Raw genomic sequence first — 25,543 nt, 5'->3', positions numbered from 1 at the left:
TGGAACATTTTTAATATATGATTTCAGAGACTTGCTGTCAATGGACATTTAGGATAGATTCACCCCCTTCGGCTGCAAAGGTAAGAATTCCTGCTATACGCAAATACACAAATAGCCCTCTCAGACCGCAGAATTCCCGCAGCCTGAGAGGGCTTAAGTCTGTTTCAGCGCTTACCCCGCATCTTACTCTACATCCGTAATCATATGCTCAGCGATCAGCTGCTGCTTGCGGTCCCACAGCAGCTCGCTGAGGTTCACGCGGAAGACCTCCGGGTTCAGCTTACGCAGGTACTCCGGCCAGAACAAATCCAGCTGCTCCTGATGGTAACGGCGGATCTCATCCAGCCCCGGCAGCGTGTAGACCTGGAAGCCGTTCACGACAATCGGCTCCAGCATCCGCAGCGCCTCGTAGCGCTCCACATTCTTGCGCATATATGGATGCAGCGGATTGAACAGCTTCAGCCGGACTCCGCTGCGGGGTGCTGGCTCATCGGCGAAGCTGATGTAGTCCGCCAAGGCCTTTCCGTTCTGCCCGATGATGCGGTAGACCTCTTTTTTGCCGGGGGTGGAGACCTTCTCGGGGTTGGAGGAGATCTTGATGGTAGGAATCATCTCGCCGTTCGGCGCTTCAATCTCCACCAGCTTGTAGACTCCGCCCAGCGAGGGCTGATCAGCCGCGGTAATTAACTGGGTACCGACTCCCCAGGTATCAATGGCGGCCCCCTGCGACTTCAAGTTCATGATCGTATTCTCATCCAGGTCATTGGAGGCGACGATCTTCACATAGTCCAGACCAGCTTCATCCAGCATCTCACGGGCCTTGCGTGACAGATAGGCCAAGTCACCGCTGTCCAGCCGGATGCCGTTCATCCGCTTGCCCTGGGCCTCCAGCATCTTCGCTGTCTGAATGGCATGGGGCACTCCGCTGCGCAGCGTATCGAAGGTATCGACCAGCAGCGTAACATTATCCGGCATCACTCTGGCATAAGCATCGAAGGCTTCCTGCTCGCTGGGGAAGCTCTGCACCCAGGAGTGGGCGTGGGTGCCCTTCGTAGGAATGCCGAACCTCTTGCCGGCCAGCATATTGGAGGTCGCATGGAAGCCGCCGACAAAAGCCGCGCGCGCGCCCCAGACGGCAGCATCCGCTTCCTGCGCCCGCCGCGTGCCGAATTCAAGCAGCGTATCCTCCGGAGCCACCTGCTTGATCCGGGAGGCCTTGGTGGCGATTAGCGTCTGATAGTTCATGAAGTTCAGGATGGCCGTCTCCACAAGCTGGGCTTCCATAATTGTGCCCTCAACACGGATCAGCGGCTCATCCGGGAAGACCAGCGCCCCTTCCTTCATGGAATGAAGGCTGCCCTGGAAATGGAACTGCAGCAGCTCCTCCAGGAAGGCAGGATCATAATTCTCCTCCTGCTCCGACAGGTAGCGGATGTCCTCTTCCGTGAACCGCAGGTCCGCAATGTACTGGGTGATCCGCTCCAGCCCGGCGAACACGGCGAACCCGTTGCCGAACGGCAGCCTGCGGAAATACGCCTCGAATACGGCCCGGCGCTTGTGCGTCCCGTTCACCCAATGGGCATACATCATATTGATCTGATATTTGTCTGTATGTAGAGCAAGTTCTCTCCTCAAGTCCTCATCTCCTAATCGCTGCATGGCTGTATATGACTCTATAGTTGCTGTTGTATTGAATATCGCCTACTCGGATGCTGTAACGACCGTAGCTCCCAGGCTGCCGCGGAAATGCCCCAATGCCCATACATGTCCGTCCGGGTTGAAGCTGGCCACGGCGTCCTCATGCACGGTAATGCTGAATCCGAGATTATACGCATCTACTGCCGTATGCAGCACACAGATATCCGTGCATACGCCGATCAGATGCAGCTCGGTAATGCCGCGTTCACGCAGCTTCAGCGCCAGATCTGTGCCGCAGAAGGCGCTATAGCGCGTCTTATCCATCCAATAGATGGCCTCCCGGTTCTGTTCGTAGACATCCTTCAGGCTGCCGTACAGCTCACGTCCCTGGCTCCCCCGCAGATTATGCGGCGGAAACAGCCGGGTCTCCGGATGATAAGCATCATCTGCCTCATGCAGATCTACAGCCATCACGACATAATCGCCGTTCTGTACGAACTGCTCCGTAAGCTCGCTTATTCTCGGGGCAATATCAATGCCGGGCTGGCCGACAGGCAGATTGCCGTCAACAAAATCATTGGTGAAATCAATAACGATCAATGCTCTCATCACAGTAGCCTCCTATAAAGAGAAATAGCCAAGCCTCCCGTCCGCCATAGTCTTACGTATAGATCGACAGCAGCGGCTCATGGTCCGTGAACATATAGAGCTGCGCCGGACGCTGGGAGTACTGGTTCGAGCTGAGCGGATTGCCCGCTTCATCACTCACTTCTTTTAATATACCCTGTCTGCTGCGGGTTGACGTAATTTTGCGGATAAAATTCGGTTCCTTGAATTCCGGCACCACCGTCTGGATCACCTGATACAGCTCGCTCAGCGTGAAGTGGGGCGGCAGGAACTGCCGGGCAATCGTGGTCTGCAGCATCTGCTGCTGAATCCGCAGGTAGGCGTCGGTAATAATATCATGGTGGTCAAAAGCCAGCTCCAGCTCCTCCAGCGCTTCCTGCAGCGTGAACAGCCCGACCTCACCGGCATCATCCGATGCCTGGCGCTCTTCCAGCATCCATTCCTCCACCAATGCAAAAAAAGCATGGCTGATAATCCAGCCGCGCGGGTCACGGCCCGGCTGGCTGTAGACGCCGAGATACTCCAGATGTCCGCCGTCTACACCTGTCTCTTCCTTCAGCTCGCGTGTCGCGGCATCATAAATGGATTCATCCTCCTGGCAGAAGCCCCCCGGGAGGGCCCACATGCCGGCACACGGCCACTTTTTGCGCCGGACCAGCATGACCTTCAGCTCCCGCAGGGGCAGCGTCTTCGTCACTGTCTTGCGTTCGCGCTTGGTCAGCGTAAACATGACAATATCCGCCGGAACGCCATCCGGCGTGCGGTATTTCTTGGCGTTATAGGTTTGTTCCGTATTATCGCTCACTATAGATCATCCTTTGCTGCAGCTATTATATAGGTCGTTCATAAAGGGACGGATTGTCATCCGCCCCGGGGTTGTCACTTAATCGCCGCATGTGGACGGAGGCGCTTCAGTACCTGCTTCCACATTGATTTTGTCTGAGACCGTGTCCCTGATGACAGAGATGACCAGCTGCAGCAGATAATTAATATCGCTCTGGCTCTGCTGGAACTCGTTCACCAGCGGGATACTGTCGATTTCATCCTGGAGGGCCGCAATCTCCCCTTCAATCTTCTCGACCATCGCCTGGTTCTTGAAGCTCTCGAAGGCGACAATCTCCTTCTGCTTCTTCTTGATGGCAGCGATCAGACCCTGCACACGCTCATGCCGCTGAATCTTCAGCTCGGCCTGCTGGAACTGGCGGACCTCGTCGCTGGTGGAGATCAGCGCAGCCAGCTCCTTGGCTTTGCCCATAATATCTTCTCGTACAATTAAATCCCGGGTGTTGTGGGTCACCATCCCATATGCATTCAATCGCGCCTCTTCCTGACTCAAGCTTCTCGCCCCATTTCTATAAATTTAACGGACTGCAGCGGGTTCCGCCTGATAGTCCCCTTGAATATACCATGTCTTCGCACCGGTAATGCTAACCTGCACCAGCGTGCCAACCAGTGAAGGCGGCCCCTCAAAATGCACCAGCTTCCCGTCACGCGTCCGTCCGGCGAGAATCTGCGGGTTGTTCTTGCTCTCGCCTTCCACCAGCACCTCAGCCAGCTTGCCCAGCATCCGCTCGTTCCCCTGCCGGCTCTGCTCTTTGATCAGATCATTGAGGCGCTGGAGCCGTGCACTCTTGACCTCCGACGGAACATTATCCTCCATCCCGGCGGCCGGTGTCCCCTCACGCGGAGAATAAATGAAGGTATACGCCATATCATACCCTACTTCGCGCACAAGTGACAGTGTGTCCTCGAACTGTTCCTCGGTTTCGCCGGGGAAGCCGACAATAATATCGGTCGTCAGTACCGCATCCGGCACGCCTGCCCTAATCTTGCGCACCAGCTCCAGATAAGCTTCCCGCGTGTATTTGCGGCTCATCCGCTTCAGCACCGCCGTACTTCCCGACTGTACCGGCAGGTGGATATGCTCGACCAGATTGCCGCCTTTGCCCAGCACATGAATCAGCTTATCGTCAAAATCGCGCGGATGCGAGGTCATGAAGCGCACGCGCGGAATATCGATCTTCCGCATGTCGTCCATCAGATCGCCGAAGGTATAATCAATATCCGTGAAGTCCTTGCCGTAAGCATTGACATTCTGCCCCAGCAGCGTTACCTCCTTGAACCCCTGGCGGGCCAGCTCCCGCACCTCAGCCAGTACATCCTCCGGCCGCCTGCTCCGCTCCTTGCCCCGTGTGAACGGCACAATGCAGTAGGTACAGAACTTGTCACAGCCGTACATGATATTCACCCAGGCGCGCAGCCCCTCCCGCTTCTTCGGCAGGTTCTCGATAATGTCGCCTTCCTTGGACCAGACTTCAATCACCATCTCCCGGCTGAACACCGCTTCCTTAATCAGCTCCGGCAGGCGGTGGATATTGTGTGTGCCAAAGATCAGATCGACGAAGCCGTGCCGCGCCATAATCCGGTTAACCACGCCTTCCTCCTGGGACATGCAGCCGCAAATTCCAAGCAGCAGATCCGGCTTCTCCAGCTTCAGTGTCTTCAGATGGCCGAGCTCGCCGAACACCTTATCCTCCGCATTCTCGCGGATCGCACAGGTATTCAGCAGGATGATATCCGCCTCGCTGCGATCTTCAGCCGCCCGGTAGCCAAGCTGCTCCAGCATCCCCTTTATCGTCTCAGTATCATGTTCATTCATTTGGCAGCCGTAGGTGGTAATATGATAGCTTTTGCCGCGCCCGAACTCCTCCATCTCCGGCGGAATCTCGAAATGATAATGCACCTCGATCTCTTCCCTGCCCCGGCGCTTACCTTCCTTATAATCAGGCTGGCTGTTGATCTGTACGTTTCTGCCTTTGATGCGGTAGGTGGTTTTGCCTTCGGATTCGCTTATGATTTTGGCATCTGTGAAATCGAAATACTCCCCGTAATCCTTGCTCCCCTTCGCCATGCTTAAAGTCACATCCTCTGCTGATATCCCCGTATTTTCAGAGCTTTTCTAGTGTAAAATTATATCATAAGACTCCCAATAGATACCATTCTATGTCTACGGCAAGTTGGATTATAAGGCTTTACTATAACGTATACGTCATCGTTTATAGTATTGATGAGGAGGGAACCTTCACCATGATCCGCATTGGAGAGTTAGCTAAGACAGCCAAGATCAGCAAAAGAACCCTGTATCACTATGAACAAATCGGATTGTTACAGCCCGCACATATCGCGGAGAACGGATACCGCTATTATGATAGTCAAGCCATCCTGCGGCTGCAGAAGATCCTTTTACTGAAATCGATAGGCTATACCTTGGAGCAAATTAAAGAGCTGTTACAGTGTACGCACCCTGCGCACGAAAACGATGATTGGATTACTTCATTGAATGAGCAGATCGAGCTGATTGAACAGAAAAAAGAAGAATTAAGCCGGAAGCAGTATTATCTCCGCTCAACCATTCATGCCATCCGGCTCAAAGGAACGGAGCAGCTGCAGGATCTGACGCATATCATTAGCGCCATGAATGAGCGCCCTTTAACTGAAGGCGTCATTGCTCCCGAATTCAGAGCGGATTCAACCTTCACGGCTGAGGAGACACAAATTCTTCAGCGTCTTCCTGTATTCGGCAGCAGCAACCGGCGAATGGAGGAGCTGGTAGACATGATGGGGCAGGCAGGTGGGATGATGTCCTCCTCTCCCTATTCTTCGGAAGCCCAGGCTCTGGCGGGCCGGCTGTATAACAAAGCACTGGAGCTGTTCGAGGGTGATGCCGGGCTGCTTGATAAGTATTGGGAGCAGATCAGACCCGCTGACGGGGCATAGCCTGTGGTGATGGGCATGGACCATGCATTTATGAATTTTGTAGATGAGATGCTCCGCTATTATCTGCACCAGAAGAAAGGAGAACAGACATGAGCAGAGTTAAACAAACAGACATTGCTTTCAAAAAAATCCGGGTCCTGGCCGTGCTGGCATGGGTGCTGGTTCTATTATCGGCCTGCGGAGTAACACAAGAAGCCAAGGATGGAATGAACGCAGAGCCCTCCCCCATACAGGCTGAACCCGATGCGGATGCCATACGCATAGAGGTGCTAATTGAAAGCGACAGCGATTCAGCGGTTAATCTTGAGGTCGAAATCGATGCCCGGAAGCATCCGGAGAGTGTGTATCTGGATGCCATTGAACTTCCTTATAAGGAGGAGTTCACCGTCCCCAAGGACACGTTCATCCCGTTGAATTCCACGAAGGTGCAGGCCGGCAAGGATGAAGCGGCCAGCTGGATAAGCTGTACGATTCTGTATGACGGAGAGGTAGTCGCCACACACAAATCCAGAGGGGATACGGCGAAGGCCGTATGCGAGAAGACTTTCCAACTGGGGCCGGGATAACGGACAAGGCCTCAGTCCTCAGATTCCCAGCTTCACGGACAAAAAAAACACCCCATGCCCACGGACATCAGCGGATAAACACAGGTTTATGTTTAGCTGATGCTGTGAGCACAGGGTGATAGGGCTGACTTCTATCTATCAGTACAAATTAGTACAAAGTCTTGGTCGACTCGGAGGTGAAAGGAAGAATCTCGTCCGCCTTGCCCGCCTGTACTTTGGCAGGCCATGCCGGATCACTGATCAGCGCCCGGCCAACCGCGACCAGATCGAATTCGGCCCGTTCCAGGCGCTCCAGCAGACGGTCGATGTTATCCTCCTGATTCTGCTCGGTGACTCTACTAGTGAATGCGCTGTCCAGCCCCACAGAGCCTACCGTAATGGTCGGCTTCCCTGTGATCTGCTTCGTCCAGCCCGCCAGGTTAAGCGCAGAGCCCTCGAATTCAGGCTCCCAGAAGCGCCGGGTGGAGCAATGGAAGATATCTACGCCCGCATTGCTGAGCGGGGTAAGGAAGCGGCTCAGCTCATCAGGAGTCCCGGCCAGCTTCGCATCATAGGCTCCGGCTTTCCACTGGGAGAAGCGCAGCACAATCGGGAAGTCCGGCCCCACCGAGCGGCGGCAGGCATCGATAATCTCCACGGCGAAGGTGGTTCGCGCCTCCAGGTCGCCGCCGTATTCATCGGTCCGGCGGTTCGTCTTCTCCCAGAAGAACTGGTCGATCAGATACCCGTGCGCGCCATGCAGCTCAATCCCGTCGAAGCCGATCTCCTTGGCGGACTTGGCCGCCTTGGCGAAGGCGCTGACAATCCCCTGAATCTCACTCTTGGTCATCGGCTCCGTAATCTGCTCTCCGGCCAGATCCAGCCCGGACGGGCCGATAGGCAGCGCAGAAGCGTTAGGCAGCTCACCGATCTTGCGCGCCATACCAACATGCCAGAGCTGAGGCATAATCTTGCCTCCGGCAGCGTGTACCTCGCGCACCACCTGAGCCCACCCTTCCAAGGCCGCTTCACCGTGAAAGTTCGGGATATCCTGGTGGCTGACTGCAGCCGGATGGTCAATAGCGGTGCCTTCAGTAATAATCAGCCCTACTCCGCCTTCCGCGCGGCGGCGGTAATACGCCGCGACCTCAGGACCCGGCACGCCTCCCGGCGAATGCACTCTTGTCATGGGCGCCATAACTACGCGGTTAGCCAGTGACAGGCCCCCGCCTTCAAAAGGTTCAAACAATGCTGCAGCGTTCATAATCAGCCTCCAGTTCATATGATGATTACTTTAAGTAAGCAATAGTATGACGGTTCCCGGCGGCAAATGCAAATGAGCGCTGAGCAGAACAGCAGTAATCCTTTTATAAGTCCAGAATGCCGGCTCTCGGGGTAACACGGAAGGCGGCAGCCAGATCCGCCAATTGCTGATCTGTAATCTTCTGTTTAATCTCTCTTCCGCCGATCAGGTTATAGACGATCGCTGCCTTCTCAATAGTCTCCACCAGACCGAATGTCGCATCCATCGTCTGGCCGGTCACGAAGATGCCGTGCTGCGGCCAGATGACGACACGGTAATCCTTCATTTTGTCCGCGGTCGCCCGCCCGATCTCGCTGCTGCCCGGAACCATCCATGGAATGACACCGACGCCGTCCGGGAAGACCACGAGGCACTCTGTACACATCTCCCAGAGGGTCTTGGTGAACTTCAGCTCATCCAGCTCATGAGTGAAGGTCATGGCAATCACATTCGTGGCATGCGTGTGCAGGACGATCCGGTGCGAGGGGTCTGCCTTCAGGCGTTCGATATGGCTCATGAAATGGGAGGCCAGCTCACTGGTCGGAACGGCTCCGCCGCGCAGCCCCCACAGTACCTCCACGCTCTCGCCGCTGCTGCTGACACGCAGCACCCCCAGATTGGCCTCCGGATCCTTAATGACATTGCGGAAGTATTTGCCCGACCCGGTCACGATGAAGTATTTGCCCGCCAGCTCCTTTACAGGAAAGGTAAGGCTTATTGTACGCAGCGGCTCGCGGATATTAATATATTTGGCAACCTCAGCTTCATCGAGCAGGTAACTGACATTGCCCCCGTTCAGCTCATCCCAGCCCAGGGACCACATGTGATGGGTTATTTCCGACATTTCCCCGATAAACGGTGCGGTCACGCCGGAGATATAACCAGCGGATTCAATAATGGTTGTAGTCATCTATTCTCTCTCCTTATCTGTTAGCCAGTACGTCCTGCTCATAACGCTTCACTTCAGACAGCCATTGCTCACGGACCGGCGTCCCCTGTGATGCACAGTAATAATCCCAGACGGCACCGAACGGGTAGGATTTGAATTCCTCGACCAGAGCCAGCCGTGAGGTATAATCTCCAGCCTGTTCAATGGCCCGAAGCTCCTCAACCGGCTCCAGCATGGCGCGGAGCAAGGCCTTAATAGTATTGCGTGTGCCGATGACCCAGGCAGCCAGGTGGTTGATGCTGCCGTCGAAGAAGTCGAGGCCGATATGGGTGCGCGGCAGCAGGTCCCCGCGGACCAGCTCGCGGGCAATCTCCAGCAGCTCATCATCCATCGTAACCACATGATCACTGTCCCAGCGGACCGGGCGGCTGACATGCAGCAGCAGCTGGTCGCTGAACATCAGGATGGAGCTGAGTTTGTTAGAGATCACTTCTGTGGGATGGAAATGCCCCGCATCCAGACAGATGGCTTTGCCGCGTGTCATGGCGTACCCCATGTAGAACTCATGCGATCCGACAACGTAGCTCTCCGAGCCGATACCGAACAGCTTGCTCTCCACAGCATCGACATTGTACTGCGGATCAATCTCCTCGCTGAAAATATCGTCCAGTGATTCCTTCAGGCGCATACGCGGTGCCAGCCGGTCCACCGGCGTGTCCTTGTAGCCGTCAGGTACCCAGAAATTAGTGACGCACGGCTGGCCCAGCTCGCGGCCGAATTGTTCGGCAATGCGCCGGGAAGCCTTGCAGTGCTGAATCCAGAAGCTGCGGATGTCCTCGTCCGCATGGCTGAGGGTGAAGCCGTCCGCCGCCTTCGGATGCGAGAAGCAGGTCGGATTGAAGTCCAGGCCTAAGCCCTGCTCCTTCGCCCATTCCACCCAGCCGGCGAAATGGCGCGGCTCCAGCTCATCCAGATCCACCTGCTCGCTGGTATCGGCATAGATGGCATGAAGATTGACCTTGTGCTTGCCGGGAATGAGCGAGAGCGCCTTCTCCAGATCCTGCCGCAGCTCCTCCGGTGTACCCGCGCGGCCGGGGTAGCTTCCGGTCACGGCAATGCCGCCGCTCAGCTCTTTATCCTTGAACAGGAAGCCGCGCACATCGTCCCCCTGCCAGCAATGCAGCGATACTTTGATCTGCGCCAGCTTCCCCAGTACCTCATCCGTATGAATGCCATGAGCGGCATATAATTTCTTCGCTTCGTTATAGCTATTAAGAATGCTCTGATCCATGCTGTTGCCTCCTAGATTATATAGTGAATATCCGCTCACCTATGAAGCCGCTCCCACCGGACCAGCAGCTCCGCCAGCTGAGGAACCGGCTGCGGCAGATAAGACCGGACCGCGAAGGAATCGGCGATAATCCGCCGGGCTTCATGAATGTCTGACACGCGGCCCGCCTCAATCATCTGCACCGCCAGATTGCCAAGCGCCGTAGATTCGGTCGGTCCGGCCAGCACTTCCCTGCCGGTAACATCTGCGGTCAGCTGGCAGAGCAGGCCGTTGTTAGCGCCGCCGCCGACAATCTGCAGGACCTGGATGCGCTGCCCGGTGAGCTCTTCAAGCTCTGCCAGATACGTATGGTAGGACATGGCCAGACTGTCAAAGATACAACGCGCCAGCTCGCCCGCCGTCTGCGGCACAGGCTGGCCGCTCTCACGGCAGGCCTGGCGGATCTCCTCAATCATATCGTCTGGGTTCAGAAAACGGGGATGATTGCACGGAATCAGGCTGCGGAAGCCTTCACAAGCTCCGGCCTGCTCCGCCAGCTCAGCGAAGCTGTACCTTCCGCCGTCCAGTCGGCGAACCTCCTGGATGAGCCACAGCCCCATGATATTCTTCAGGAACCGGTAGGTGCCGTAAGCGCCCCATTCGTTCGTATAATTGGCCGCCATCGCTCTGCTGTCATTGATCGGGTGATCCAGCTCTACCCCAAGCAGAGACCAGGTCCCGCTGCTGATATAGGCGGATGACCTGCCTTCCGGGAGTGGTGCGCCAAGGACCGCTGACGCGGTGTCGTGTGTAGCCGCGCAGATCAGGCGGCACTCCGGCAGATCATATTCCGCTCGCAGCTCCGGCGTAATGAAGCCGAGCTCCTCCCCAGGCTCGGTTAACGGAGCGAACTGTTCACGCCGCAGACCCAGGAATGCCAGCAGCTCTGCATCGAAATCACGGGCTGCAAGATTCAATAGCTGGGTCGTGGAGGCATTGGTAACCTCGTTCATCTTACGTCCGCCGAGGCGGTAGTAGAGATAATCAGGCACCAGCAGGATCTGCTCTGCCGACTCCAATTCTTCCCGGTTATGCGCGTACAGCTGATACAGCGTATTGAAGGTAAGCTGCTGAATGCCGGTCTTCGCGTATACCTGATGCGGCGGAAGCTGCTTTGCGACCTCCTCCATCACCCCGTCCGTCCGGCGGTCCCGGTAGGCGTAGACCTCGCTGATCCGCTCGCCTCCGGCATCCAGCAGCACATAATCGACTCCCCAGGTATCAATGCCCAGGGTGCATTCGTGAATGCCTTTTACCTTCGCCAGGTGCAGCCCCTTAATAATCTCATCGAATAAATAATCCATCTCCCAGAAGCAGGAGCCGTCCCGCTCCGTGAAGCCATTGCTGAAACGGTGAATCTCCGCAAGCGTGAGGCTCCCGTCCACGAGCTGTCCAAGTACAAGCCGTCCGCTGGAGGCGCCGATATCGACGGCGATATGATAGGTCATACGGAATCTCCTATTCTATGGCAGATAATCTACAGAATTTTGCGAAATAACGCGATTACTTCTTCTTTGGTTGGAATAAAAGGGTTACCGGGTGCGCAGGCATCCTTCATAGCATTCTCGGCAAGCAGCTCAAGGTCTACTTCAGCTACACCCAGCTCGGACAGGCTTATCAACCATCAGCTCCGGATCATTCACCGAGATGGCAGCGATACTGTTCTTGTCTACCATCACCATCTTAATATGGCGCTCTTCATCCGTAATCACGTAGTTGATCGTCACTTCACTTGAAGTCCCGGCTGTCGTGTTCACTGCGACAATCGGCAGAGATTTATTCTTGGATTTGTGAACGCCTTCATAATCGGCAATGCGCCCGCCGTTAGTGGCTACAATTCCTATCGCCTTGGCCGTGTCCTGCGGCGAGCCGCCGCCGATGGAGATCAGATAGTCACATTCGTGCTGCTTCAGGAAGTCTACGCCGTCGTGGACATTTTTGCAGGTAGGGTTCGGCTTCACTTCATCATATACCACGTACTGAAATCCCGCTTCATCCAGCACGGCCAGCAGCTTTCCGGCGATTCCGCTCTTCATCAGGAATTTGTCTGTGACCACAAGCGCCTTGTTCAGGTTCAGCTCTTGAATGTACGGGGCGATGTCCTTCAGACAGCCCTTCCCCATAATGTTGATCGACGGCACATAATAGACATGAGTACTCATTGCTTAACCAGCCTCCCGGGCACATCAATAGTTAATGAACACTGTAAGCAAACCGCTCCCTGTTGACCTTCTCATCGTACTGCCTCCAATCTGTGTTGTCAACATATTAAATAATATAAATGTTGTTTTATTTTGTTTATTGTCTGGTTCGCGGGAAATAAACGGTCATTATTGTGGGTTTCAGAAATAAATCAGCTTCAGCATGTTGTACAACACAGAAATAACAGTCTATATTAAGACTATTAACTCCAGAAAGGTGATACATATGCTCGCTGCCGAAAGACGCAAAAAAATAATCGATCTTGTCCATCAGGACAAACGGGTGCTGGTCTCTGATCTGAGCCGGATGTTCGAGGTTACAGAGGAGACCATCCGCAGAGACCTGGAGAAGCTGGAGAAGGATGGCATTGTCAGCCGGACATACGGCGGAGCCATGCTGAACAGGCATACCAATGAGGATCTGCCCTTTCTGACCCGGGGTGCGCTCAATACGGATATCAAGCGAAGAATAGCGATCCAGGCGCTGGATCTGATTAAAGACGGGGATACACTGATGGTGGACCCCAGCTCGACCTCGTTTGAATTCCTGAAGCTGCTGGGTAATAAAAGCAATCTGACAATCATCACGAATTCCATCCACATCCTGCATGAGTTCGCTAATTCGAGCCTGAACATTATTTCCACAGGCGGGTCCCTCCGCCACCGTTCCTTGTCGCTCGTTGGTCCCGTGGCCCATGAGACCATTAAACGCTACAATGTGGACACCGCTGTCATCAGCTGCAAGGCCATCGATATGGACCGCGGGGTTACCGACTCCAACGAGCCTGAATGCGAGCTGAAGAAGCACATGCTGCGCCAGGCGGACAAGGTGGTGCTGCTGGCTGATCATACCAAGTTCGGCAAGACCGCATTCGCCGGACTCGCAGAACTGGGGCGGATTGATGTGCTGATTACCGACCGTAAGCCCTCCGATGCGTGGATGAAGCGGTTGTCAGAGATGAATGTGGAAGTATTGTATTAATATTAAGAGAGGAGAATTCATCCTGTGGGCAAAAAGAGGAAAACCTTACCCGCCGACTTCGGCGAGCTGGTTACAACAGGGGATATCGGCGCACTGAAGGCTGTTTTTGAGAAATGCGACTGGAATGCAACCTTGGGGTACTACAAGGAGCCCGCGCTCAGCATGCGGCAGATTCCGAATGAGCTGGTCCGCTGGCTGGTGGAGCAGGGCGCCGATATTAACGCCAGGGATAAATACCAGCGTACTCCGCTGCATTCACAGGCCGGGAACTGGTCGGGTAATATGCCGTTATTCCTGGAGCTTGGCGCAGAGCTGGAAGCCCTGGATTATCAGGACGAGACCCCGCTTCACGCCGCAGCCAACTACTACCGGGCCCAGGCAATAAGGGATCTGCTGGCGCATGGTGCCAATATCCATGCCGTGAACAAGCGGGGAAATACGCCGCTGGCGAAGGCACTGATCAATTGCCGGAACATCGATATTGTCAATATGGCAGACATCGCGGCTCTGATGCTGGAAGCCGGGGCAGAGGTCACTCCGGAGATGAAGGAATCTGTGGTGAAGATCGGCAAGAATTTTGAATTCATCAGAGCGAATTTCAATAAAGACTACCTGGACGAAACCGTAGCGGGCCTGGACAAGCTGTACAAGCTGTTCGGTGTAGCGCCTGTAGCCGAGCGGGTGATGCATGACGGTATCTCCCCCATCAGGGTGAACAGCACAAGATGGCAGGAGCAGCATCAGGAGCTATGGGAGGCGCTCATCCCCGGTTCAGGACCTGCGACTACGGTGCAGGGAGAGGTCATTCGCATCACAGGAAGGATCTCTTATGAAATTCTGAATAATGGCGGTGGCAACTGGGACCGCGATTTCCGCCAAATGCTCGATGCGCTGCTCCGCCACTTCGCCTCTGGCACACCACTGGACCCGACGCTCCTCCAGGAAGCCGCACAATTGGCCGGTTATCTGCGCCAGGTTAACGGCAACGATGAACCGGCCAGATTATGCGAGTTGGCTGTGGAATGGGTGCTGGCGAATCCGCAGCCTGTGGCGCTGCCGCAGCCGGATTACAAGCGCTGAGTGCTCCGCTTCAGGTGAACGGGCTGCGTCAGGATGCCGGTCCCTTGGACAGCATGATATTCAGAATGGCCTGGTCCGTTGCGGCAAGCCCCTCCTGGACCAGGGTCTCCATATTCCTGATCGTATCCTCCACCTGCCCGAAGATCACGCCGTCGTTCAGACTCGGCGATATATTATTCATGGCCAGGGTGGCGGACTGGATGGCAGCGTTGGTAGCCGTTGAGATCTTAAGCGCGCAGGTCGGCTTGGCACCGTCACAGATCATGCCGGATGTAGAGGCAATGGTATTCTGGATGCTGTGTTTGATCTGGTCCAGACTGCCGCCCATCAGATAGACGATGCCGCTGCCTGCTCCCACGCCCCCGGCAATGCCTGACCCGCAGAGCGGCGAGAGGCGGCCGATGTAATGCTTGACATGGATGGTAATCAGGTTGCTGAGCGCCATAGCTCTGGCCAGGGTCTCCTCATCCTTGCCGAGGAGCTCGGCCAGGGCAATAACCGGCATGGTACAGGCAATGCCCTGATTCCCGCTGCCTGCGGTGGTCATGACCGGCATGGCACTGCCGTCCATCCGCGCATCCGAGGCCGCTGCCGTGGCGGCAATAATCCGGTTCGCTACATCCGCACCGAACAGATTATGCGCCGATTGCTGGCTCATTTTCCGGCCTACCTGTAGACCATACTCCCCGCGCAGCCCTTCCTCCGAGATCGCCCTATTCATGCTCGCTCCTTCCAGCAGAAAGCGCAGCTCCTCGAACGGTGTGTTCTGAACGAATGCATACATGTCTTCCAGAGAGACTGAGGACAACCCGTCAGCCAGCAGAGGCGAATCCTCGCAATCGGCCTTGTCCACTCCAGTCTCAAGCCGCTTGCCATCCTTGGCGGAGGAGATCACGCGGGTATGCTCCTTCGCCACGATTATCGTTGCTGTATGATTGCGGCTGCGCACTGTGGCTTCAATATATAGCTTCTCCGGCGTATCCTTCAGTTCCACCTTAATCAGCTTCCGCGCAAGAATGTCCTCGGCCTTCGCCAGCTCCTCCGGCGTCAGCCCGGACAGAATCTCCAGCTTGCGGTGTGAGCGGCATACTACCGCCCCCAAGGCCGCCGCAATCGGCAGCCCGGTCTGACCTGTCCCAGGAATTCCAACGCCCATCGCATTCTTGATGATATTGCCGCTAAGGTGCAGCTCGATCGCCGTCACTTCTTCCTGTACCAGCTCAGCGGCCATCGAGACCGCATAAGCAACCGCAATGGGCTCCGTGCAGCCTTCGGCCGGTACAATCTCTTGCCGTAACACTTCCAGTAGATTAATCATCTGCAGATCACCATTCCTCTGTCCTGTCGGTCTATGTCTATGTCTTATTCTATTTCTATATAGTACATCAGATAGACAGTCCGGGGAACACCCGTTATTACCCATCACCCGCCCAGCTTCACCAGCCGCTTCAGCCCTTCCGTGAAGGCCCAGCCCCCTGCACCCGCCAGAATCGTATTATGGAATAGTCTGAGCGCGAGCGAATATGTGATACTGCCAATGACAATTTCGACCGCACAGAAGCGGAGGATATCCCGTTTCGTGATCAGATAGACGGTAAACTCCTGATTGCGGCGCACCGGCCACCCCTCCTGTCTATAATATATTTCTGTACTTATATGCGCTCTACGGGTTGTCTGATTCTCTGCACAGGGCCAACACAAAGAGCAGCACTTCTCCACTAATGGAAAAATGCTGCTTATTGGTGCGTTTGGCGGGCATTCACAGAATTCGGGTGCATTAATACCTTTCATTCCTCTGCCCGGACTGCCTTCCCGCTTAAGCTCCGGCCGAACCGCCGTTTACTTCGGCTCCACCGCATGGCCGCCGAATTCGTTGCGCAGCGCGGCTACGACCTTGCCGGTGAACGTGTCGGTCTCAAGCGACCGGTAGCGCATAAGCAGCGCCATGGCGATAACCGGCGTAGCGGCCTGCAGATCGAACGCCGTCTCCAGCGTCCATCTGCCTTCCCCGGAGGAATGCATCACACCCTTGATGTCCTCCAGCTTGGCATCCTTGGAGAAGGCGCGCTCGATCAGCTCCATCAGCCAGGAACGGACCACCGAGCCGTTATTCCAGACGCGGGCCACCTGCTCGAAGTCGAAGTCATAGCCGCTCTTCTCCAGCACCTCGAAGCCTTCACCGATTGCGGCCATCATCCCGTATTCAATACCGTTATGCACCATCTTGAGGAAATGCCCGCTGCCGGATTTGCCTGCATACAAGTACCCGTTCTCTACAGCGGTATCACGGAACAGCGGCTCGGCCACCGCCCAAGCTTCCTCATCACCGCCAACCATGTAGCAGGCGCCGTGGCGTGCGCCTTCCATCCCGCCGGACGTGCCTGCATCCAGGAAATGAATGCCGCTTGCCCCAAGCTCCTCATGCCGGCGGATCGACTCCTTATAATGAGAGTTCCCGGCTTCAATGATAATATCACCCTTGGACAAGAGCGGCGTCAGCTCGGTGATCACCGAATCCACAATCGTATGGGGCACCATGATCCAGAGGATGCGCGGAGATTCCAGCTTGCCGGTGAGCTCCTCCAGACTTCCTGCACCAGACGCCCCCCGCCCGGCGAGCTCCTGTACCGCAGCGGCATTCACATCGTACGCAACGACCTCATGATCATGCTCTAACAGATTCTGTCCCAGGTTAAGGCCCATTTTGCCAAGTCCAATTAAACCAACTTTCATTATGAATCCCTCCAACAAAGTGTAGTCATGTATAAGCTAACTCTATCCGCTTGCTGTTACCCCCGCCGCTTATGCTCCCGGCCGGATGACGTCCGGCTCGATCCCGGCTGTCCGACGGACACGGGCAGGCTCTTCTGCATTCTCCGGTTCATCCAGCCACCAGTGGAATTCGCCAAGGAGCTGGTCTGCCGCGGCCGGGCCATTAGATCCGGCAGGATACAGTTCCAGCGGCAGGCTGCCTTCTGCTGTTGCTTCGATTATAGGCTGAACCCACTGCCAGGACAACTCTACTTCCTCCCAATGGGCGAAGAACGTGGCATCGCCGAGCATCGCGTCATAGATCAGATTCTCATAAGCCTCGGGCACATCGGAATTACCCGGCTCATGCTTAATGCTAACCGGCTCAAGCTCACCGTGCTGAAGCGGGTTCTTGGTGTTCAGAGTCAGAGAGATGCCCTCATGCGGGCCAATATCAATCACCAGCAGGTTAGGATCAAGCGGCAGCTTGTTACGGTTCATGTTATGCACATCATTAAACGGCTCTTTGAATTCTATAACTATCCGTGTGGATTTCTCTTTCATGCGCTTACCTGTACGAATATAGAACGGCACATCCTTCCACAGCGGATCATCGATCCACAGGCGTGCTGCAATATACGTCTCATTCTGGGAAGTGGCTGCGATCCCCGGTTCAGCGGTATATGCAGGCACTTGCTGTCCGCGCATCTCCCCCGCTGCATACTGGCCGCGCACTACATGCTGTGATACCTCTTCAGCGAGCAGGGGGCGGACGGAACGGATGACATGCCGCTTTTTGCTGCGGACATCTTCCGGGGTACTGTCCTTCGGAAGCTGCATCGCCATCATCATGAGCAATTGGAGCATATGGTTCTGGAACATATCACGCAGCGCGCCAGCCTTATCGTAGTAACCCGCCCGCTCTTCTACCCCTACAGTTTCACTGGCGGTAATCTGGACATTCGCGATATACCGGTTCTGCCACAAGGCGCGCAGCACAGGGTTGGAGTACTTCAGCACCTCCAGGTTCTGCACCATCGGCTTGCCGAGGAAGTGGTCAATCCGGAAGATTTCCTCCTCTGCAAAAGCTGCGCTCAAGCTCTCATTAAGCACACGCGCCGACTGCAGATCCCGTCCGAACGGCTTCTCGATGATCAGACGTTTCCAGCCCTTGGTATCCCCGAGTCCGCTGGCATTGATATTACCGGCAATCTCTCCGAAGAATTCGGGACCGACCGACAGATAGAACATGCGGTTCTGCGGAAGCCCGAGCTCCTCCTCCCGGCGCTGTACATGCCCAAGCAGCTTCACATAATCCTCAGGACGTCCAACATCCAGCACACTATATTCAAAAGCCCGCAGGAAATCCTGCAGCACCGCTGTATCCTCTAACGGACGCCGCGAGAAGGTGCGCAGCGAATCCAGCACCTGACGCTGGAACGTCTCATTAGTGAGTTCCCGTCTGCCTAGCCCAATGATGGAGAGAGGACCGGAAAACTTGCCATCAGTGAACAGGTTGTATAGAGCGGGGAAGATTTTCCGCTTCGCCAAGTCCCCGGTTGCGCCAAAAAGTACAAATGTAGATGATTCCACTTTCATTCCTCCCGTAATTATTATTTTAATATATAGTTACTTATTATTACTCATTAACTTTATAACACACATCATACGACTATACAATCAATTCGTCAATCTCAATTCGACATTTACGATAATTACCCAAACATGCCAAATAGCAGGCCTTCTATTTAGAAGACCTGCCGGCATACTCCTGCTCAGAACCATGAAGCTACGAGATCATTAATCGGCTTATAGAGCACCACAAGAAACAGCAAGGGGCTGGGCACCTGAATCTTCAGCAGGGTGCATATCGTGGCAGCGAGTCCGCCCGCCCAGAGAACGAGGTACACCATACGGTCCCGCCGCTTCTGTCTGCCCTTCAGGGAGGGGAGGTCAATCACTGCACAGCCGGCTGCCATGAGGAGAACAACAACGACCATCAGCATAGTCAATCACTCCTTGATTTCATCAATAAAAGAATTATCAATCGTTCCAATCCGGTTGATAGTCACCGTAGCTTTGTAGTGAACGGGCAGGTGTGCGAGATAGTTCTCCTGCTCCCTCAATTTAGACCAGACCTTAGGACTCTTCCGGTAGACCGACCGTCCGAAGCCAAAAATATCAGCATTATAGTTCTCCGTAATAATCTTCACCGCCGTTTCCATCCGCTCTACAATCCGTTCCTGCGTCTTCAGCTCCAGCTCACGAATCTTGCTCTCCGTGTCCAGCTTATCCGGTCCCTCAATTTCCTCCACATTGCATAACGCCTCCACACTCAGATAAATATGCGGCTCGCCGTTGATGATCTTCACCTTGCGCCTGGTCTTGGCTTCCAGCGCCTCCATGACGATCACGCTTCCATTCTTGTCTTTGAAGTTTCCTGTATTCTTGGTTACATTATCGATCACATAGTTGTAACCGACGGTTAGAGCACCGTCCATCCAGCCAATCAGCCTGTCTCCCTTGAAGATCGCAACACTTTTATAGCGTAGCCTGGTATCCGGATTGGTCCGTTCCACATTGCTCTTCCCGGCGCCTGTCTCTGGGTCCCCCTCCACCTCAACTCCAGTCAAGACGGGATTGGTGCCTTCATAGATCAGATCCTCAATGAATTCGTCCAGCGTAACCGCAATCGTCCTGGAGGAGATTCTGTAAGACTTGTCCAGAGAATTGAACAGCTTGTTCGCCGGCAGCCGGTCCAGCGGTGTCAACACCTTCAGCACATTCGCTGCAGTAGTATTGCGCGCCACCATGACGAAGAAATCCATACGCGGCTCACGGCTCCGCTTGAATACATCCAGCGTCTCTCCCACACCCTGGCGCGCCAGTTCCTCCCCTACAACCAGCACACGGATATGGCCCATGTAAGGCGATCGCGAGCTGACCAGATTGAACTTGCGGAGCGACTCGTAAACCGTTTTGACTCGGAAAGAATAGAACACTACAGGTACCCCGCTTCCTCCAGAACCCCCGGCACTCTGCGAGGAGATGGAGGAAGGAATCACAACCTGCATGGAGACCATATAGCCGTCCTCCACCTTGTCCAGACCTACCCCCAGCACAAAAGCTAATTCGTTCAGCTCCTTGCGTTCCCAGCACCCGCTAAGCAGCAGTGGAAGCAGCAATACGGGAATACAGGCTGTCAATGCCTTCATCAATCGTTTCTTCATTTTAAGACCCCCTGCGCTTGGGAGGAGCCTGCCGCCGGAGGTTCTGGGTCAGGTTCTGCTTAGGTCTGGTTCTGAGCAGTGGCCAAGTCAGCCTGAAGATGGAATCCTTAAGATCCTCTTGAACATAAGGACCGATCGGACTCATGTAAGGAACCCCGAACGAGCGCAGGCTGACGAGATGCAGCACCAGCACGAATACCCCGCACAGAACGCCGTACAAGCCCATGAATCCGGCCAGCCCAATCATCACAAACCGTATCATTCTGGCGGCAACCGACATTCCTGCTTCCGGGATGACAAAGCTTGCGATCGCTGTAATCGACACAATAATGACCATGGCCGAGGAGATGAAGCCGGCGGCAACCGCCGCCTGTCCGATGACCAGCGTACCTACAATTGAGACTGCCTGGCCGACATTCTTCGGAATTCGTACCCCCGCCTCACGCAGAATCTCATAGGTCAGCTCCATCATCACCGCTTCGACAAAAGCCGGAAACGGCACCGTCTCCCGCTGTGCGGCAAGACTGATCACGAGATTGGTCGGAATCATCTCCTGATGGTAGGTGGTGATGGCCACATAGAAGGCAGGAGCGAACGTCGTCAGGAAAAAGGCCAGGAAACGGATCCACCGCAGCAGCGAGGAAATATCGGCCCGCTGATAATAATCCTCTGCTGACTGAAAGAAGGAAACAAACACCGTTGGTGCCAGCAGCACAAACGGGGTACCGTCCACAAGAATCGCAACCTTCCCCTCCAGAATCCCTCCGGCAATGGTGTCGGGACGGTCACTGTTATAGATGGTGGGAAACGGTGTAACCGCTGTGTCCTGAATGAACTCCTCAATATATCCGCTCTCCAGAATACTGTCGGTATCGATAGCATCCAGGCGGCGCTTGACCTCCGCGACCAGTTCGGGGTTGGCAATATGCTTCAGATACATAATAGAGACGCTGGTCTGGGTGACGCGGCCAATCTGCATCGTTTCCAGCCACAGCTGGCTGTCTTTGATTTTACGGCGGACGAGGGCGGTGTTCGTCCGCAGATTCTCGGTGAAGCCCTCCATGGGCCCGCGCACAACAGACTGTGAAGTAGGTTCACTGACATTCCGCCCTTCCCAGCCGGGTAGGCCAATCCGCAGGGCTTCCGCCGAGCCCTCCACCATGATCATCACATTGCCGGACAGCAGGTCATGGATGAACGGGGCATAGTCGCGGACAACCGTAACATCGCCGGCCAGCAGCACGCGTCGGCTGAGGATCTCTATTTTCCGATCCGGATTCTCTTCCTCCAGCAGATCACAGATCCGCCCTTCCTGCAGTGAATAGAGAATGGAATGATGCAGCAACTGATTGTCGATAAGTCCGTCTATATAGAAAACCATAAGCTCCGTATGTTCCCCCAACTGCAGCCGCTTCCTTACCAGATCTGTGCTCTGGCCGAGCAGCCGGGACAGCTGTTCATCTACAGCTTCCAGAGCGGAGGCTAATTTGCCGTCATGTTCGTCTCTCATCTGTCACTTCACCCTCTTCTTCTGAGCAATCCGTTACGGTGATAGTTTGGTTGAAGGGTTAGTGAATTATTCTGAAGCGGAACATAAGGTACAGAGCACATAATTTCTGGAAGGAGCTATCATACTAAGAAGATTACAACAAGGCATTCGGTTCGCTCGTTATCGGAGAGGAGGATCGTAAGGGTGGGTATTGAAAAGGAACGGATCAGCACGGCGCAGATGGTTATTCTTGGACTGTTCACCTTGATCGGGGACATGGCTCTTGTCTATCCGACAACCATGACGACCGAAGCGCATCAGGATGCCTGGATCGCCGCACTCATCAGCATCCCGCTCGGTCTGGCTCTGATCTACCTGATGGTTAGCGTCGGAAACATCCATCCGGAGCGGACCATTATTGAAATCAGTCAGATGGTGCTGGGAAAATGGGCGGGCATCGCTGTCGGCCTATTCTATCTGAATTTCTTCGTCCTGGCTGCTTCCACATATGTCCGCGAGATGGAGGATTTCTTAACAACCCAGATTTATGAGGGCACTCCCGGCGGGGTCATCCGGTTCATGAGCCTTGTGATTCTGGTGTACGGGCTGCGTCTGGGACTGGAGTCAGTGGGCCGGGCGGCGCAGGTATTCTTTCCGCTGTTTGCCTTATTTCTGGTCTCGCTGATGATCCTCCTATTTCCCCAGGTTCAGATAGACCGGCTCTATCCTATGATGAACACACCTCTGCCGGGGATGCTGCATACGATTATGTTCGGGGTCTTTTACCCGTTCGGGGAGCTGTGTGTCTTCTTCATGGTGTATCCCTTCACCCGCAAGAACAGCAAGATTAACCGTGATATCTTCCTCTCCGTCTTCCTGGGAGCCGTGGGGCTGAATCTGATTCTGTTCCTCTCGCTGACCGTGCTGGGTGTCTATTTCTCGGAGCATAATTTCTATGCCGCCTACATTCTGGCCCAAAAAATCAATATCGCCAACTTTCTGCAGCGGCTCGAAGCCCTGATGGCGACTGCCTGGATTATCACCACTTACTTCAAAACAGCGCTATACTTCTATGCCTTCGTCCTGGGAACAGCGCAATTGTTAAAGCTTAAAAGTCACCGGCCGTTCATTTTTCCGGTCGCCTTCCTGATTTACGGATTGTCACAGCTCAGCTCTAAAAATATTGTCTTCTATGTCAAGGAAATCCCGGCGTACTGGGTCGATTGGAACCTCACTGTCTCCTTCGTGCTGCCGCTTACCATCCTCATCGTCTATAAAATGAGACGGCGCAGATCAGCACCGCAGGAATAAGCCTTGCCTTTCCAGGTAGCGTCTATGGCGGATGACGATTATAATGGGAACATTGAAATGTTTCTATTTTGTCATTGTGGGGAGCTGTTATGCATTATGATGAAACAGCTGTTTGAACCGATTCTGTTCCCGGACCGGCAATCGCTGATCTGGCAGTACCGGCTGCACACCGAGGATCATTACAAGGGCTACTACCACTGGCACCAATGCTGTGAGATCATGCTTGTCCATGGCGGACAGGGCAGTATAGTGGTTAATCAGCAGATGTATGATATCCGCCGGGGGATGCTGTTCTTCTTCCAGCCGCACCAGCTGCACCGGGTCTCCTCGGAGGTTTCGCCGGAAAGCCCGTTCATCCGCACCCTCTTCTACATCGACCCGCTGGCGGCAGAGCATCTGCTGCAGGGCTTCGGCAAACGGAAGGCAGTGTTCTCCGCGTTATGGCAGGACAACAGCCGGGCCTGCGGGTTCTACCTGGGAGACAGCACGGAGGCTGCTGAGTGGGCTTGCCGCAGCTATAATCAGAGCCGCGGAGCCGCCGTAGGGGAAGATTCCGAGGATATCACCCTCCTGCTTCTGCAGCTGCTTGATTGCATAAGGATTGCCGGGGGACTGCCGGGAGGAACAGGGGAACGGAGGAGCTTGCGTTATTCGGAGCAGATGATGAGCTGGATTGAAGCCCATTACCAGGAGGACATCACACTGGAGCAGCTTGCCGCGCTGACCCATCTGTCGAAATCCTATGTCTCGCGGATCTTCCATCAGGAGACGGGCAGCCGGCTGGTGGATTACCTCACTGCCCGGCGCCTGAAGCAGGCCTGCCGGCTGCTGGAGACTACGGACCTGTCTGTCGAGCAGATCGGGGCGGCATCCGGATTCCCGAACCCTTCCTACTTCAACCAGCTCTTCAAGCGGGTGCTGGGTACTACGCCGCTGAAGTACCGCAAAGGCCGATAAGGAACAGAACAATAAAACAACATTTACTCATATTAAAATACAACTTCCCGCCATAATAAATCGTTATACTGAGGCCATATCCTATATTCTTATGGAGGCGTCAGCGATGAATACAGCCTATTGGCAGGAAGTAATGAACCGGCTGGATGTGAAGGTATCCGGTATGATTCCACAGATCGGCGGGCGAAGCCCGCACGCTGCCGGAGCAGACGGCAGATATGATAATCCCGCAACTGACTGGTGGACCTCCGGCTTCTGGCCCGGAATGCTATGGGTCATGTATGATATGACCGGCAACGAAGCTTATAAGGAAGCAGCCTGGCCTTGGGACGAGAGCATAGGCCAGTGGTTCACGAAGCCGACCGAGGAGCTGCATCACGATGTCGGCTTTCAGTTCCTGGCAACCGCAGTGATCAAGCATACGCTGACCGGCGATGCGGACGGGCTGAGACGGGGGCTTGAGGCCGCTAACTACCTGGCGGCCCGCTACAATCCGGCAGGCCGGTTCATCCGCGCCTGGAACGGGGACAAGCACGGCTGGGTCATCATCGACTGCATGATGAACATCTCGCTGCTGTTCTGGGCCAGCCGGGTGACCGGCGATCCGCGTTACAGCCATATTGCTGTCAGTCATGCCGAGACCGCAATGACCCATGGCGTGCGCGAGGACGGGTCTACCAAGCATATTCTCTCCTTCGATTCCGGGACCGGCGCATATATAGAGAACTTCGGCGGACAGGGTTATTCCCCTGAATCCTGCTGGAGCCGGGGTTCGGCCTGGGGGCTGTACGGCTTCACGAACACCTACCGCAACAGCGGGGATGTCCGCTTCCTGAATACCGCCAAGCGCATCGCCCATTATTTCATCGCCGCTCTTCCAGACGATCATGTCCCGCACTGGGATTTCCGGCTGGCAGATGACAAGCGCATATTCAGGGACAGCTCTGCAGCCGCGATTGCCGCCTCCGGCCTGCTGGAGCTGGCGGAGCTGGTTCCGCCCGGCGAGAAGCGTGTGTACGCGGATGCCGCAGAGCGCATCCTGCGCTCGCTGACAGAGCATTATGCCACCTGGGACCAGCCGGAGCATGAGGCCATCCTGCTGCATGGAGCGGCCAGCGGAGACTCGCTCACAGACGTGTCGCTGATCTACGGCGACTATTACTATGTGGAAGCTGTAGCGAAGCTGAACGGCTGGAAGCACCGGGTGTTCTAGGCAAAGCTGGCAGCAGGCTCAATCAGCTTGCATGGACGCGTGAGCCGAACGTAATCGGAAATCCGATTACACTCGGTGCTGCGTGGGTGTGCGGGTTAAATGTAATCGAAAAACCGATTACATTGGGCACTGTGTGGGCGCTCAGGCTAATTGCGGTGCGACCCCCTTATCCCGGAGTCCTCCGTATACAATCGGTACTTGCCGTAACCTTGCTCTTTAT

General features: G+C 55.1%; 23 protein-coding genes and 2 pseudogenes. 7 read left to right on the top strand and 18 right to left on the bottom strand.

Going from position 1 to position 25,543, the window contains the following annotated elements; all coding sequences use genetic code 11:
• Positions 1-183: 183 nt before the first annotated feature.
• The 5 genes and pseudogenes from K1558_RS10535 to miaB form a co-directional block, all read right to left on the bottom strand.
• On the bottom strand, positions 184-1,659 hold the full coding sequence (locus K1558_RS10535) for a nicotinate phosphoribosyltransferase (protein WP_238651529.1): 1,476 nt from the start codon (positions 1,657-1,659) through the stop codon (positions 184-186).
• Positions 1,660-1,701: 42 nt separating this feature from the next.
• Positions 1,702-2,247 (bottom strand): cysteine hydrolase family protein, encoded by a 546-nt coding sequence (locus tag K1558_RS10530; protein ID WP_238651528.1) that lies wholly within the window; start codon positions 2,245-2,247, stop codon positions 1,702-1,704.
• 52 nt (positions 2,248-2,299) lie between these two features.
• On the bottom strand, positions 2,300-3,073 hold the full coding sequence (locus tag K1558_RS10525; protein ID WP_420800429.1) for an NUDIX domain-containing protein: 774 nt from the start codon (positions 3,071-3,073) through the stop codon (positions 2,300-2,302).
• Positions 3,074-3,148: 75 nt separating this feature from the next.
• Complete coding sequence (locus K1558_RS10520; RefSeq protein WP_420800428.1) at positions 3,149-3,565, bottom strand: YlbF/YmcA family competence regulator; 417 nt, start codon at positions 3,563-3,565, stop codon at positions 3,149-3,151.
• 150 nt (positions 3,566-3,715) lie between these two features.
• Positions 3,716-4,978 (bottom strand): annotated as a pseudogene (gene miaB, locus K1558_RS10515) (tRNA (N6-isopentenyl adenosine(37)-C2)-methylthiotransferase MiaB); the annotation flags it as partial.
• 374 nt (positions 4,979-5,352) lie between these two features.
• On the opposite strand from miaB, the gene K1558_RS10510 reads away from it, so the two are divergent.
• Together K1558_RS10510 and K1558_RS10505 are read left to right on the top strand one after the other, a co-directional pair.
• A complete protein-coding gene (locus K1558_RS10510; protein ID WP_238651524.1) occupies positions 5,353-6,042 on the top strand; it encodes a MerR family transcriptional regulator in 690 nt (229 codons plus the stop codon).
• Between the two features lie 89 nt (positions 6,043-6,131).
• Complete coding sequence (locus K1558_RS10505) at positions 6,132-6,608, top strand: hypothetical protein (protein ID WP_238651523.1); 477 nt, start codon at positions 6,132-6,134, stop codon at positions 6,606-6,608.
• 148 nt (positions 6,609-6,756) lie between these two features.
• Here K1558_RS10505 and K1558_RS10500 read toward each other — a convergent pair whose 3' ends face one another.
• From K1558_RS10500 to K1558_RS10480, 6 genes and pseudogenes are all read right to left on the bottom strand, one after another.
• Positions 6,757-7,851 carry an NADH:flavin oxidoreductase gene (locus K1558_RS10500; RefSeq protein WP_238651522.1) on the bottom strand — a complete coding sequence of 365 codons (1,095 nt, stop codon included), beginning with the start codon at positions 7,849-7,851 and terminating at the stop codon, positions 6,757-6,759.
• Between the two features lie 103 nt (positions 7,852-7,954).
• The gene (gene rhaD / locus K1558_RS10495) at positions 7,955-8,800 is read right to left on the bottom strand and encodes a rhamnulose-1-phosphate aldolase (protein WP_238651521.1); all 846 of its coding nucleotides are present in this window, start codon (positions 8,798-8,800) and stop codon (positions 7,955-7,957) included.
• A 13-nt stretch (positions 8,801-8,813) separates the two neighbouring features.
• Complete coding sequence (gene rhaA, locus K1558_RS10490) at positions 8,814-10,070, bottom strand: L-rhamnose isomerase (RefSeq protein ID WP_238651520.1); 1,257 nt, start codon at positions 10,068-10,070, stop codon at positions 8,814-8,816.
• Between the two features lie 35 nt (positions 10,071-10,105).
• The gene (gene rhaB / locus K1558_RS10485) at positions 10,106-11,557 is read right to left on the bottom strand and encodes a rhamnulokinase (protein WP_238651519.1); all 1,452 of its coding nucleotides are present in this window, start codon (positions 11,555-11,557) and stop codon (positions 10,106-10,108) included.
• A gap of 29 nt (positions 11,558-11,586) precedes the next feature.
• Positions 11,587-11,667 carry a hypothetical protein gene (locus K1558_RS33290; protein ID WP_476641282.1) on the bottom strand — a complete coding sequence of 27 codons (81 nt, stop codon included), beginning with the start codon at positions 11,665-11,667 and terminating at the stop codon, positions 11,587-11,589.
• A 52-nt stretch (positions 11,668-11,719) separates the two neighbouring features.
• Positions 11,720-12,271: pseudogene (locus K1558_RS10480) on the bottom strand (iron-containing alcohol dehydrogenase); the annotation flags it as partial.
• 265 nt (positions 12,272-12,536) lie between these two features.
• On the opposite strand from K1558_RS10480, the gene K1558_RS10475 reads away from it, so the two are divergent.
• Positions 12,537-13,292, top strand: coding sequence for a DeoR/GlpR family DNA-binding transcription regulator (locus K1558_RS10475; protein ID WP_238651518.1), 756 nt, complete (start codon positions 12,537-12,539; stop codon positions 13,290-13,292).
• Positions 13,293-13,316: 24 nt separating this feature from the next.
• Complete coding sequence (locus K1558_RS10470) at positions 13,317-14,372, top strand: ankyrin repeat domain-containing protein (protein ID WP_238651517.1); 1,056 nt, start codon at positions 13,317-13,319, stop codon at positions 14,370-14,372.
• Positions 14,373-14,400: 28 nt separating this feature from the next.
• Here the strand turns inward: K1558_RS10470 and K1558_RS10465 are convergent, their stop codons facing one another.
• From K1558_RS10465 to K1558_RS10435, 7 genes are all read right to left on the bottom strand, one after another.
• The gene (locus K1558_RS10465; protein ID WP_238651516.1) at positions 14,401-15,690 is read right to left on the bottom strand and encodes an L-cysteine desulfidase family protein; all 1,290 of its coding nucleotides are present in this window, start codon (positions 15,688-15,690) and stop codon (positions 14,401-14,403) included.
• Between the two features lie 104 nt (positions 15,691-15,794).
• Positions 15,795-15,989, bottom strand: a complete 195-nt coding sequence (locus tag K1558_RS10460; protein WP_238651515.1) for a hypothetical protein — start codon at positions 15,987-15,989, stop codon at positions 15,795-15,797.
• A gap of 222 nt (positions 15,990-16,211) precedes the next feature.
• On the bottom strand, positions 16,212-17,105 hold the full coding sequence (gnd, locus tag K1558_RS10455; protein WP_238651514.1) for a phosphogluconate dehydrogenase (NAD(+)-dependent, decarboxylating): 894 nt from the start codon (positions 17,103-17,105) through the stop codon (positions 16,212-16,214).
• 69 nt (positions 17,106-17,174) lie between these two features.
• Positions 17,175-18,716: a glucose-6-phosphate dehydrogenase gene (zwf, locus tag K1558_RS10450; RefSeq protein ID WP_238651513.1), complete on the bottom strand. Its 1,542-nt coding sequence runs from the start codon at positions 18,714-18,716 to the stop codon at positions 17,175-17,177.
• A 182-nt stretch (positions 18,717-18,898) separates the two neighbouring features.
• A complete protein-coding gene (locus tag K1558_RS10445) occupies positions 18,899-19,129 on the bottom strand; it encodes a hypothetical protein (RefSeq protein WP_238651512.1) in 231 nt (76 codons plus the stop codon).
• A gap of 6 nt (positions 19,130-19,135) precedes the next feature.
• Positions 19,136-20,353: a Ger(x)C family spore germination protein gene (locus K1558_RS10440; protein WP_238651511.1), complete on the bottom strand. Its 1,218-nt coding sequence runs from the start codon at positions 20,351-20,353 to the stop codon at positions 19,136-19,138.
• A gap of 1 nt (position 20,354) precedes the next feature.
• The gene (locus K1558_RS10435) at positions 20,355-21,863 is read right to left on the bottom strand and encodes a spore germination protein (RefSeq protein ID WP_238651510.1); all 1,509 of its coding nucleotides are present in this window, start codon (positions 21,861-21,863) and stop codon (positions 20,355-20,357) included.
• A 183-nt stretch (positions 21,864-22,046) separates the two neighbouring features.
• On the opposite strand from K1558_RS10435, the gene K1558_RS10430 reads away from it, so the two are divergent.
• The 3 genes from K1558_RS10430 (at position 22,047) to K1558_RS10420 (ending at position 25,323) form a co-directional block, all read left to right on the top strand.
• Positions 22,047-23,153 carry a GerAB/ArcD/ProY family transporter gene (locus tag K1558_RS10430; RefSeq protein WP_238651509.1) on the top strand — a complete coding sequence of 369 codons (1,107 nt, stop codon included), beginning with the start codon at positions 22,047-22,049 and terminating at the stop codon, positions 23,151-23,153.
• A 96-nt stretch (positions 23,154-23,249) separates the two neighbouring features.
• The gene (locus K1558_RS10425) at positions 23,250-24,110 is read left to right on the top strand and encodes an AraC family transcriptional regulator (RefSeq protein ID WP_238651508.1); all 861 of its coding nucleotides are present in this window, start codon (positions 23,250-23,252) and stop codon (positions 24,108-24,110) included.
• Positions 24,111-24,216: 106 nt separating this feature from the next.
• Complete coding sequence (locus tag K1558_RS10420) at positions 24,217-25,323, top strand: glycoside hydrolase family 88 protein (RefSeq protein WP_238651507.1); 1,107 nt, start codon at positions 24,217-24,219, stop codon at positions 25,321-25,323.
• Positions 25,324-25,543: the final 220 nt, after the last annotated feature.

It is taken from the genome of Paenibacillus piscarius (assembly GCF_022234545.1).
GTDB classification, from domain to species: Bacteria; Bacillota; Bacilli; order Paenibacillales; family Paenibacillaceae; genus Paenibacillus_AQ; species Paenibacillus_AQ piscarius.
Note: the sequence above shows the minus strand (reverse complement) of the source record. Positions and strands in the feature narration are given on the sequence as shown.